The organism is Pseudomonas sp. B21-059, from assembly GCF_026016285.1.
Taxonomy (GTDB): Bacteria; Pseudomonadota; Gammaproteobacteria; order Pseudomonadales; family Pseudomonadaceae; genus Aquipseudomonas; species Aquipseudomonas danubii.
In genome coordinates this window covers 646927-658896 of record NZ_CP087201.1, presented here as the reverse complement: position 1 = coordinate 658896, position 11970 = coordinate 646927, and the positions used below count along the sequence as shown (strand labels likewise).

9 protein-coding genes are annotated in these 11970 nt (G+C 63.4%); 5 read left to right on the top strand and 4 right to left on the bottom strand.

What is annotated here, in order from left to right; translation table 11 throughout:
- The first annotated feature begins 113 nt into the window (after nucleotides 1-113).
- The 3 genes from LOY69_RS02930 to nadE all read left to right on the top strand — a co-directional run bounded on the left by LOY69_RS02930 (nucleotide 114) and on the right by nadE (nucleotide 3255).
- Nucleotides 114-1016 (top strand): LysR family transcriptional regulator, encoded by a 903-nt coding sequence (locus tag LOY69_RS02930; protein WP_102862927.1) that lies wholly within the window; start codon nucleotides 114-116, stop codon nucleotides 1014-1016.
- A gap of 193 nt (nucleotides 1017-1209) precedes the next feature.
- Complete coding sequence (gene pncB / locus LOY69_RS02925) at nucleotides 1210-2424, top strand: nicotinate phosphoribosyltransferase (protein WP_102882000.1); 1215 nt, start codon at nucleotides 1210-1212, stop codon at nucleotides 2422-2424.
- Nucleotides 2425-2427: 3 nt separating this feature from the next.
- Nucleotides 2428-3255 (top strand): ammonia-dependent NAD(+) synthetase, encoded by an 828-nt coding sequence (nadE, locus tag LOY69_RS02920; protein ID WP_102862925.1) that lies wholly within the window; start codon nucleotides 2428-2430, stop codon nucleotides 3253-3255.
- A 165-nt stretch (nucleotides 3256-3420) separates the two neighbouring features.
- On the opposite strand, the gene azu is transcribed toward nadE, so the two are convergent.
- Nucleotides 3421-3867 carry an azurin gene (gene azu / locus LOY69_RS02915; protein ID WP_102862924.1) on the bottom strand — a complete coding sequence of 149 codons (447 nt, stop codon included), beginning with the start codon at nucleotides 3865-3867 and terminating at the stop codon, nucleotides 3421-3423.
- A 352-nt stretch (nucleotides 3868-4219) separates the two neighbouring features.
- On the opposite strand from azu, the gene LOY69_RS02910 reads away from it, so the two are divergent.
- On the top strand, nucleotides 4220-4807 hold the full coding sequence (locus tag LOY69_RS02910; protein WP_110650930.1) for a TIGR00730 family Rossman fold protein: 588 nt from the start codon (nucleotides 4220-4222) through the stop codon (nucleotides 4805-4807).
- 68 nt (nucleotides 4808-4875) lie between these two features.
- On the top strand, nucleotides 4876-5052 hold the full coding sequence (locus tag LOY69_RS02905; RefSeq protein WP_162884106.1) for a hypothetical protein: 177 nt from the start codon (nucleotides 4876-4878) through the stop codon (nucleotides 5050-5052).
- Nucleotides 5053-5153: 101 nt separating this feature from the next.
- Here the strand turns inward: LOY69_RS02905 and LOY69_RS02900 are convergent, their stop codons facing one another.
- From LOY69_RS02900 to LOY69_RS02890, 3 genes are all read right to left on the bottom strand, one after another.
- Nucleotides 5154-6044, bottom strand: coding sequence for a transglutaminase family protein (locus LOY69_RS02900; RefSeq protein ID WP_123391295.1), 891 nt, complete (start codon nucleotides 6042-6044; stop codon nucleotides 5154-5156).
- A complete protein-coding gene (locus LOY69_RS02895) occupies nucleotides 6044-8530 on the bottom strand; it encodes a circularly permuted type 2 ATP-grasp protein (RefSeq protein ID WP_265074112.1) in 2487 nt (828 codons plus the stop codon). The genes LOY69_RS02900 and LOY69_RS02895 overlap by 1 nt, the downstream gene beginning before the upstream one ends.
- Nucleotides 8531-8617: 87 nt before the next feature.
- Nucleotides 8618-11893 carry a DUF2126 domain-containing protein gene (locus tag LOY69_RS02890; protein WP_265074111.1) on the bottom strand — a complete coding sequence of 1092 codons (3276 nt, stop codon included), beginning with the start codon at nucleotides 11891-11893 and terminating at the stop codon, nucleotides 8618-8620.
- Between the last annotated feature and the right edge of the window lie 77 nt (nucleotides 11894-11970).

Below are 11970 nucleotides of genomic sequence, written 5' to 3'. Positions count from 1 at the left end.
GCCTGTAGTTGTAGCTGGCCTGAGACTTGCCAACAAACGACCTTTAAGCGAGATATCATTCCGTTTATTCATGCTGAGCCGGCATCCAGCACCGATAAGAACAAGGACCACCCATGCTCAACAAACGCTACCTGCCGTCAATCACTGCCCTGCAGTGCTTCGAGGCCGTGACCCGGCACCTGAGCTTCACCCGCGCCGCCGAGGAACTCAATCTGACCCAGAGCGCGGTCAGCAAGCAGGTGGCGCAGCTGGAAGAGCTGCTGCAGCACCTGTTGTTCCGTCGGGTCCGCCGCCGCCTGCAACTGACCCCGGCCGGCGACCTGTATCTGGTGGAAGTGCGCAAGATCCTTACCCAGGTGGAGATGTCCACCCACTACCTGCGCTCCTACGGCGGCGAGACCGAAGTGCTGCGGGTGTCCACGCCCTACACCTTCGGCGCCCGCTGGCTGGTGCCGCGCCTCAAGGGCTGGCGCCTGCGCCATCCGCATATCCACCTGGACCTGTGCAACGAGCAGGAGCCGGACGAACTGCTCCAGGGCCACGCCGACCTGGCGTTCTACTTCGGCCAGGGTTCGCGCCCCGGCACCGAGAGCCTGAAACTGTTCAGCGAAGAACTGGTGGCGGTCTGCGCCCCGGATAGCCTGCCCGCCGAACCCTTGACCGACCCCAGGCAACTGACCGATCTGGTATTGCTGCAAAACGCCTCACGCCCCCAGGGCTGGCACGAATGGTTCGAACAGCAGGGTTATCAGACCGAACACAGCTATCACGGCCCGCGCTTCGAAACCTTCTATATGTGCATCCGCGCCGCCCAGGTCGGTTGTGGCGTGGCGCTGCTGCCACGCTTCCTGGTGGAAGAGGAACTGGCCGAGGGCAAGCTGGTGATCGCCTGGAAGTACGCCATGCCCAGCCAGGATGCCTACTACCTGGCCTACCCCGAACACTCAGCGGAAGTGCCCAAGGTCCGCGACTTCGTGCGCTGGATGCTCGAACACAACGATGCTCCCCTCGCGTAGGAGCCAGCTTGCCGGCGAATGGGGCCCAGGCACGGCCGAAGCCCCATTCGCTGGCCAGCCAGCGCCTATCGCAGGAGAATGGCCCGCCGCAAAAATCGCTGGTCAAGCGCAGGACGTCTATGCGCCACTAGCGCCTTCATTGAAAGAGCTGAAGCCGCCGCTGTCCGTCGCGGCCAGCATGGAGATTCCCGTTATGAGCGAGAGTGTGTTTGCCGATCGCATCGTGCAGAACCTGCTCGACACCGACTTCTACAAACTGACCATGATGCAGGCGGTGCTGCACAACTACCCTAACGTGGAAGTGGAATGGGAGTTTCGTTGCCGTAACAGCGAGGATCTGCAGCCGTACCTGGCGGAGATCCGCTATCAGTTCGAGCGCCTGGCGGAACTGAGCCTGAGCGCCGACCAACTGGGCTTTCTCGAACGCATCAGCTTCCTCAAGCCGGACTTCCTGCGCTTTCTCGGGCTGTTTCGCTTCAACCTGCGCTACGTGCACACCGGCATCGAGAACGGCGAGCTGTTCATCCGCCTGCGCGGTCCCTGGCTGCACGTGATTCTGTTCGAAGTGCCGATGCTGGCCATCATCAGCGAAGTGCGTAACCGCTACCGCTACCGCGAGATACAGCTGGTGCAGGCCCGGGAGCAGCTGTACCGCAAGTTCGACTGGCTCAGCGCCAACGCCAGCAGCGAAGAGTTGTCTGAACTGCAGGTGGCGGATTTCGGCACCCGCCGACGCTTTTCCTACCGGGTCCAGGAAGAAGTGGTGAACGTGCTCAAGCACGACTTCCCCGGGCGTTTTGTCGGCACCAGCAACGTGCACCTGTCCCGGGAGCTGAACATGAAACCCCTGGGCACCATGGCCCACGAATGGATCATGGCCCACCAGCAGTTGGGGCCGCGGCTGATCGACAGCCAGATCGCCGCCCTCGACTGCTGGGTCCGCGAATACCGCGGCCTGTTGGGCATTGCCCTGACCGACTGCATCACCACCGACGCCTTCCTCGGTGACTTCGATCTGTTCTTCGCCAAGCTGTTCGACGGCCTGCGCCACGACTCCGGGGACCCGATCCTCTGGGCGGAGAAAGCCATCGCCCATTACCACAAGCTGGGCATCGACCCGATGAGCAAGACCCTGGTGTTCTCCGACAGCCTGACCCTGCCGCGCTCCCTGGAAATATTCCGTGCGCTGCGGGGGCGGATCAACGTCAGCTTTGGCATCGGCACCAACCTGACCTGTGATATTCCCGGTGTCGAGCCGATGAGCATCGTGCTTAAAATGGCCGCCTGCAATGGCCAGCCCGTCGCCAAGATCTCCGATGAAGCGGGCAAGACCCATTGCAAGGATCCCAACTTCGTCGCTTACTTGCGCCACGTTTTCCAAGTACCTGCCCAACCTGGCAAGGAGTGAATCATGCAAGCCGCACAGCGTGAGATTGCGCAGCAGCTGAAGGTCCAAGCACCTTTTCCCGACCAAGCTGCCCTGGAGGCGGAAATCGCCCGGCGCGTCCGTTTCATCCAGGATTGCCTGGTCAATTCCGGTCTCAAGTCCCTGGTCCTGGGTATCAGCGGCGGTGTCGACTCGCTGACCGCCGGCCTGCTGGCCCAACGCGCCATGCGTGAGCTGCGCGAGCGCAGCGGTGACGACAGCTACCGCTTCATCGCCGTGCGCCTGCCCTACGAGACCCAGTTCGACGAACACGACGCCCAGGCTTCGGTGGACTTCATCAACCCCGACGAACGCCACACCGTGAACATCGGCCCGGCGGTCAAGGCCCTGGCCAATGAAGTGGCGGCCTTTGAGGGGCAGCACGCGGTGTCCCGGGACTTTGTCCTGGGCAACACCAAGGCGCGGATGCGCATGGTGGCCCAGTACACCATCGCCGGCGCCGCCCAGGGCCTGGTGATCGGCACCGACCACGCCGCCGAAGCGGTGATGGGTTTCTTCACCAAGTTCGGTGATGGCGCCTGCGACCTGGCGCCACTGAGCGGCCTGGTGAAGAATCAGGTGCGTTCGATTGCCCGCTACTTCGGCGCTCCGGAATCCCTGGTAGAGAAGGTGCCCACCGCCGACCTCGAGGACCTGTCCCCGGGCAAGCCGGATGAAGCCTCACATGGCGTCACCTACACCGAGATCGACGCCTTCCTGCATGGCCAGCCGGTGCGCGAGGAAGCCTTCAAGATCATCTGCGACACCTACCGCAAGACCCATCACAAACGCGTCATGCCCTTCGCCCCGTGACCCACCACGTTCTGTAGGAGCCGACTTGCCGGCGAAAGGGCCGCTTGATGCTGCACAAGGTTCAAGGGCCTGTTCGCGGGCAGGCCCGCTCCGACCAGAGGGTGAAACGTCAGGCACAAAAAAGCGCCCCGCGGGGCGCTTTCTTGTTGCAGCCGGACCTGATGCTTACTTCAGGATCACAGCGCCTTTCATCATCGAGTTGTGGCCTGGGAACGAGCAGAAGAACTGGTAGCTTTCGCCAGCAGTCAGCTTCGATACGTCGAAGGTCACCGAGTCTTTCTCGCCAGCACCGATGATCTTGGTGTGGGCGATGACGCGGGTGTCGCCTTCTTTCAGGTAGCTCTTGTCGATGCCAGCGGCCATGCCGTCGGCGGCGATGCCAGCCATGTCTGCGGTTTTGCTCAGGACCCAGTTATGACCCATGACGTTCTTCGGCAGGCTGCCGGAGTGAGTCAGGTTCACGGTGAAGGTCTTGCAGCTCTTGTCGATGGTGATTTCCTTAGTGTTGAAGGACATCTGGTCGGTAGAGTCGACATCGACCTTGCATTCGGCAGCCATCAGTTGGCTGCTGGCCAGTGTCAACAGGGATACCGCAACGAGTTTGGCAAACATGGTGAATCTCCAAGGCAGGGTTAACAAAATCCATCTGAATCCATGGGACCGAAGACTGCCTGAATTTCTGCCAAGTTCCTATGATTTGCATCAAAAAACTGTATACAACTCTCTGCTATCGGGCCGATCAAGACAATCAAACAGCCCCCTGCGAAACCGCCCTCTAAGATCTGCCCATCAACATCTTTTAGGAGCCTTGGCCATGCCTCTCAACAGCCTGTTTCGCAGCTTGCTCGCCGCCTACGCCTGCGGTGCCAGCGGCACCCATGAAACCCCTCAACGCGAGGTTTAATGCTTGGAGCCAGATCTTTCAGCCTTTACTCTGAGGTCATCAATGACCGCGGAGTAAGGCATGTCGTTAACTTCTGTCTGTGTATTTTGTGGCGCCAGTACCGGCAGCCATCCCCTCTATCGTGAAGCAGCCCAGGCCCTGGGCCGGGCCCTGGCCGAGCGCAAGCTGACCCTAGTCTATGGCGGCGGCGCGGTGGGCCTGATGGGCATAGTGGCCGACGCGGCCCTGGCAGCCGGCGGTGAAGTCATCGGGATCATCCCGCAAAGCCTGAAAGACAAGGAAATCGGCCACAACGGCCTGACCCGCCTGGAAGTGGTGGACGGCATGCACGCGCGCAAGGCGCGCATGGCTGAACTCAGCGATGCCTTCATTGCCCTGCCTGGGGGCCTGGGCACCCTGGAAGAGTTGTTCGAAGTCTGGACCTGGGGCCAACTGGGCTATCACCACAAGCCTCTGGGCCTGCTGGAAGTGAACGGCTTCTACGAAAAACTCAGCGGATTTCTCGACCATATCGTCGGCGAAGGCTTCGTCCGGGCCCCGCACCGTGACATGCTGCAAATGAGCGAATCGCCAGCCAGCCTGCTGGATGCCCTGGACGCCTGGAAGCCTTCGGTAGCGGACAAGTGGGCCGAGAGCAAACCCAATTAACCGTCAGCACCCGATAACAGGCAGAATACGCGCCGCTCAACCTCACCTTCGACCCCAGAGGATCGCCCATGGCTAAACCCAACTACTCCTTCGCCAAACGTCAACGAGACTTGGCCAAGGAACAGAAGAAAGAGGAAAAGCTGCAACGCAAGAAAGCTGCTGCAGAAGAAGCCAGCACACTGACCCCGGATACTGAAGGTGAAGTGAGCGTCGATGACGCCGAGCCTCAAGCCCCCCAAGCCTGAAACACCCGACCTGGCACAGTAGGGGCTGGCGGGCCTGCGAAGGCTTCCCCAAGCCCCACGCAGCATCCGCCGGCCTCTTCGCCGGCAAGCCGACTCCAGCTTTATTCCAGAGGCATGACGGTGACCCGGACCTCCGGGTCATGGCTGCCCCCGCCAAGAATCACTCCACGCAACGGCGAGACATCGGAAAAATCACGGCCCCAGGCCAGGGTGATGTGTTCCAGTGCCGGCTGCACGTTGTTGGTCGGATCGAAATCCACCCAGCCCAGCACCGGGCAAAACACCGAAACCCAGGCATGGGAAGCGTCGGCACCGATCAGCCGCGGCTGCCCCGGCGGTGGCTGGGTCAGCAGGTAGCCGCTGATGTAGCGCGCCGCCAACCCTCGCGAACGCAGGCACGCCAGCATCAGGTGGGCAAAGTCCTGGCACACACCCCGTCGACGCTCCAGGACTTCCACCAAAGGTGTCGCCACTTGGGTCGCTTCGGCATCGAAGGTGAACTCGCTGAAGATCTTCTCCATCAAGGCCTGGACGCCCTGCAACAGAGGCCGCCCCGAAGCAAAGCAGCTTGCGGAAAACTCGACGAAGCGCTGCTTGAGATGCACATAGGGTGACTCGAAGCGATAACGACTGGCCTCCAGCAAATCCACCGGCAACGGCCGACCGCTGTAGGTCAGGGCTCCGCGGGCGACATCCCACGCCATGGACGCGGCAAAGTCCAAACGCGGCCGATCCAGCACCTCGACGCTAAGCTGGGCGTTGACCTGCAATTCATCATGGGGCCGCTCGAAGGCCAGACGGGTCAAAGGGTTACCAAACACATCCTGCTCGTCACGGCGGGAGGTGGGCTCGGGACTGATCAGCAACTGCCGCTCGCTGCACTGTTGCCAGGCGCAAACCCGGGGCCACAGGTGCGCCAACTGCTGGGCCAGGGACACCGGGCTGTCGTAGCGATAATGGGTGTCATGGAAAATCTGGTAGCGCGCGCTCATTACACCGACACCGTTTGCTGGCTGACATCATCCACGTGGGCGAAATGCCGCAAGGCCAGGCGATCGGACACCTGGCCGCTGACCTCGGCGATCTCTTGCAACAGGTCCGCCAGCCCGGCCACGGCGGCTCTCACGCTGGCCTCACCAAACAGGGAGTTCTCCAGGCAGCCCAGGTCGACATGGGCCAGGCGCTCCACCAGCCTCGGCAACGCCACCTCGCGGGGCACGCCGAAGTCATCGTTGAGGCGCTTGAGGGTGCGGGTCACCAGCTTGAGCTGGAACAGCACCGCGTGGGGGTTCTGCTCATCCAGCAGCAACAGGTCGAGGACCGGGATCAACTGCGCCACCGCCAGGTAGCGGGAGCGATAGGTGATGCTGCTGTTGCCCAGCTCCAGCAGCCACTCCAGGCCCGCCTGATCGAACACCGCAGTGCCCCGCAGGAAGGCGGCCAGGCTGCTGCTGAGAAATTGCAGGCGCTCGATGCGCCGGCCAATCATCAGGAAGCGCCATCCTTCGTCGCGGGTCATGTCGTCCAGGGCGAATCCCGAGAGCGCTGCCAGGGACATCACCAGACGGTTGAGAAAATCCAGCAGCTCGCCGAAGTCCGGCTCTGCGGTGTCCAGCTCCTGGGCTTCGCGCTGCAACTCCACCAGGGCCTGCCAGTTTTCCCGGGACAGCTTGCCGCGCACCTGGGAGGCGGCCCACTGCAGACGCTGTAGGTTGGAGCGCAGGCTGAACGACCAGTCCTCCCCCAACAGGGCCGCCAGCAGACGCTCGGGCAACTCGCCCTCATCCGGCAGCAGCATCAGGCTTTCCCCCAGGTCCACTGCGGCCAGCAAAGCTCGCGGATCGTCGCCATCGACGTAACGGGCCAGCATGATCCGCAACAGCCGTGCGCTGTCGTCACAGCGCTCACAATAACGACCGAACCAGAACAGGTTCTCCACCACCCGCGACGGCAAGTAGGGATCACGACGGACCAAGTCATAAACACCAATGGTGCGCTGGGTTTTCCATTGCTCGCCGCTGGGAGCGCGCTCCCCCAGCACCCAAGTGTCCTTGCTGGCGCCACCGCGCTGCATCGACACCACTTCGGCGTCGGCGTCGGCGGCGACCCGGGTCAGGCCGCCGGGCAGCACCCGATAGCCGTCGTCGCTGGCCACCGCGTACACCCGCATGCCGATGGCCCGTGGCTGCAAGCGACCGTCCTCGGCCTGCCAGACCGGCGCCTGGGACAGTTGCGGCAACTCCTGGGCGACATAAGCGTAGGGCCGCGCACGCATACGCTCGGCGAGGCTGGCGCGCTGTTCGGGACTCAGGTCGCGCCCCAGCACCGGGGTGAAACTCTGGGATGGAAACGCCGGTTTGATCAGCAGCTCTGGGAGTTTCTCCAGGGCCTGTTGCAGCACGGGCGCCTCGCCACACCACCAGGTGGCGATGGAAGGCAGGAGCAATGGCTCCCCCAACAGGAACTGGCTGATTTTCGGCAAGAAGCCCAGCAGCCCTGGAGACTCCAGCACCCCGCTGCCCAGGGCATTGGCCACCAGCACCCGGCCCTGACGCACCGCATCCAGCAGGCCGGGCACCCCCAGAGCGGAATCGGTACGCAGCTCCAGAGGATCACAGAAATCATCATCCAGGCGACGCATAATGGCGTGCACCCGACGCAGGCCACTGAGGGTCTTGAGATAGACCGTGGCATCGCGCACCGTCAGGTCGCCGCCCTCAACCAGCGGGTAACCCAGCTGGCGCGCCAGGTACAGATGCTCGAAATAACTCTCGTTGAAACGCCCCGGAGTCAGCAGCACGATCAGCGGCGCTTCGGCATCCCGGGGCGCCTGCCGGGCCAGGGTTTCCTGCAGGGCACGGAAGAAGCCAGCCAGATGCTGCACGTGCAGGTCGCGGTACAGATCCGGAAAGGCCCGGGACACGATCATGCGATTTTCCAGGGCATAGCCGGCCCCGGACGGCGCCTGGGTACGATCGGCAGTGACCCACCAGCGACCATCGGGGGTGCGCGCCAGGTCTACTGCATAGAGGTGCAGAAAGGTCTGCTCGGGCGGCTGGATGCCCTGGCATGGCCAGAGAAAGTTGTTGTGCCCGAACACCAGTTCAGCAGGCAACAGCCCTTCGCTGATCAGTCGCTGCGGGCCGTACAGGTCCGCCAGTACGGCATTGAGCAGGCGCGCCCGCTGGGCGATCCCGGCGGACAACAGTTGCCACTCCTCCACCGGGATCACATGGGGCAGCAAATCCAGCTCCCAGGGCCGGTCCGCGCCCTTGGGGTCGGCATAGACGTTGTAGGTGACACCGTTCTCGTGGATCTGCCGGGTCAGCAGCGCCTGGCGCTGGGCCAGTTGCGCGGGGCTGCTGCGTTGCAGTTGTTCAAGCAGGCGCTGCCAGTGCGCCCGGACCGCACCCTGGTCATCCAGCAGCTCGTGGTAGGTACCCGCCGTCAGCGGGTAACGGTCTAGCAAGTCAGGCATGGAACACTCGGCAGACGGCAGGGAAAGTCAGATTAACCCACAGCCCCGACGCCCGGATATGGCTATATCGCGGGCGTCGCAGGTGGATTAGAAGCGTCGCAAATCCAGGGTCATGGGCAGCTCGTCATTGATGATCAAAGGCGGCACCGCGAGGCTCCCGGGGCTGTGTCCGAGGCGAAAGAAACGCGCCATGCGCCGGCTTTCCGCTTCATTGGCATTGACCGGCAGACTGTCGTAGTTGCGTCCCCCAGGATGGGCCACATGGTATTGGCAGCCCCCCAGGGAGCGCTGCATCCAGCTGTCCAGCAGATCGAACACCAGCGGTGCGTGTACCGGGATCCCGGGTTGCAGGCAGTTGGCCGGCTGCCAGGCGCGATAGCGCACTCCGGCGACAAACTCCCCTACCCGCCCCGTGGGCTGCAAAGGAACCGCCACACCGTTGCAGGTCAGCACATGGCGCTGCGGCGTCAGCCCACTGACCTTGACCTGCAAACGCTCCAGAGAAGAGTCGACATAACGCACCGTGCCCCCGGCCCCGCCCTCTTCCCCCAGCACATGCCAGGGCTCCAGGGCCTGACGCAACTCCAGCTCGATACCGCTGACCGCGTAATCGCCGACCTTGGGAAAGCGAAACTCCAGATGAGGGGCAAACCACTCGGCCCGCAGCGGATATCCGGCGGCATTGAGCTCCACCAGCACATCGGCAAAATCCTGCTCGATGAAATGCGGCAGCAGGAAACGATCGTGCAGCTCGGTGCCCCAACGCGCCAGCTTGGCCGGGGCATATGGCTCGCGCCAGAACCGCGCCACCAGCGCCCGCAGCAGCAACTGCTGGACCAGGCTCATGCGCCCATGGGGCGGCATTTCAAAGGCCCGCAGTTCCAGCAGGCCGAGACGCCCGGTGGCGCCGTCCGGCGCATAGAGCTTGTCGATGCAGAACTCGGCGCGATGGGTATTGCCGGTGACATCGATCAGCAGGTTGCGCAGCAGGCGATCCACCCGCCACGGCGGGCACTCCTCGCCCGGCGCGGGCATCTGTGCAAAGGCAATTTCCAGTTCATAAAGCGAGTCGTTGCGCGCCTCATCGACCCTGGGTGCCTGGGAGGTGGGGCCGATGAACAACCCGGAAAACAGGTAGGACAACGACGGATGATTGTGCCAATAGCTGATCAGGCTACGCAGCAGGTCGGGGCGGCGCAGGAACGGCGAATCCGCCGGCGTCGCGCCACCGAGGACGAAATGGTTGCCGCCGCCAGTACCGGTGTGGCGCCCGTCGATCATGAATTTCTCACTGGTCAGGCGGGTCTGCCGGGCCTGTTCGTACAGGAACTCGGTGCGCTCCACCAGCTCATCCCAACTGACCGAAGGCTGCACGTTGACCTCGATCACGCCCGGGTCCGGCGTCACCCGGAAGTTGCTCAAGCGCGGGTCGGCGGGCGGCTCGTAGCCTTCCAGCAGCACCGGGCAATGCAGCTCTGCCGCAGTGGCTTCGATCACGCTGACCAGTTGCAGGTAATCCTCGAGTCGCTCCAGGGGCGGCATGAACAGGTACAGCCGCCCTTCTCGCGCCTCGGCGCAGAGCGCGGTGCGGGTCAGCCAATCCGCGGACTGATCAATCTCTGGCACGCGCTCATCCGCAACCGCCGACTCAGGGACTTCTGCGAGCTGCGCCCGGTCCGGCAGCTCAGGGAAATCCTGGTTCGGATCGTTGGGGTGAATAAAGGGGTACTCCGCCGCTGTCACCCAGGGTTGGGACGCCAGGGGCAGGCGATAGCCCAGGGGGGAATCCCCGGGCACCAGCCGGCAATGACTGTCTCGCAGGTACCAGCGGCCGCTCTGCCATTGATCACCCTTGGCGCTGCGGGCCAGGGGCAGCACCTGGCCAATGACTTTATCCAGGCCCTGGCTGAACACCTTGCGCAACCGCTGGCGCTCCAGGGCATCCTCCAGCCGCGAGTCCTCGGCACTGACATTGGGGGGCAGGCGGCCCTCGCGCCACAGGTAATAGAAGTGGTCTTCGTAGGCGGGAAACACAAAGCGCCCGGGCAGCTTCAGGCGCTCGGCGACACTGGCGAGAAAGCGCCCGGCCAATGATGCGTCAGCGCCATAGTCCTCGTGCTCATCGGCAATCAAGGCGCTGTTGTGCCAGATCGGCACACCGTCAACTCGCCAATAGCAGTTCAGCGACCAGCGCGGCAATTGCTCCCCCGGGTACCACTTGCCCTGGCCGAAATGCACCAGCCCCTGAGGCCCGTAGCGCTGGCGCAGGCGCTGGAACAGCTCAGCGGCCAAACGCCGCTTGTTCGCGCCCAGGGCGGCGGTGTTCCACTCGGCGCCGTCGGGATCGTCGATGGCCACGAAGGTCGGTTCGCCGCCCATGGTCAGGCGCACATCGTTCTGCGACAGGTCCACATCGATCTGCCGGCCCAGGGCCTGGATGGCCAGCCACTGCTCGTCGGTGTAAGGCTTGGTGACCCGGGGCGCTTCCCAGATCCGCTCCACAGTCATTTCATGGCTGAACTGACACTCGCAAGGTTCCACAAGACCCGTGATGGGCGCCGCTGAAGAGGGATCGGGGCTGCAGGCCAGGGGAATGTGACCTTCTCCGGCAAACAGCCCTGAGGTGGCGTCCAGGCCGATCCAGCCGGCTCCGGGGAGGTAGACCTCGCACCAGGCGTGCAGGTCGGTGAAGTCCACCTCAGTACCCGAAGGACCGTCTAGGGATTTGACGTCGGCCGTGAGCTGGATCAGGTAGCCGGAGACGAAACGCGCCGCCAGTCCCAGGTGGCGTAACAGCTGCACCAGCAGCCAGGCCGAATCGCGACAGGAGCCGGAGGCATTGACCAGTGTCTGCTCCGGGCTCTGCACCCCCGGTTCCAGGCGAATCAGGTAGGCGATGTCTGCGCTGAGCCGCTGATTCAACGCCACCAGGAAGTCCACCGCAGGCAACGGCGTACGTGAGATACCGTCCAGGTAGGCCTGGAACTTGGGCGTCAGGGGCAGGGTTTCCAGGTAGGGCGCCAGCTCGCGCTGCTCATCGGCGGCGTAGGCGAAAGGGATCTGCTGCGCGTAGGGCTCAAGGAAGAAGTCGAACGGATTGAACACCGCCATCTCCGCCAGCAGATCCACTTCGATCCGCAGCTCGGTGGTTTTCTCCGCAAAGACCAGGCGCGCCAGATAATTGCCCTGGGGGTCCTGCTGCCAGTTGATGAAATGCTGCTCGGGCTGGACCTTCAGCGCATAGGCGAGGATTCGCGTGCGGCTGTGGGCAGCCGGGCGCAGGCGGACGATCTGCGGGCCAAGTTCGACGGCGCGGTCGTAGCGATAGTGCGTGACATGGTGCAATGCGACATGAATCGACACGGCGTGCCTCCTGCGAGCCTGAGCGGTGGATGAACCCGCGCAAGACTTGTGCCAGGGCCCAAGTCCGGGGGGTTGTT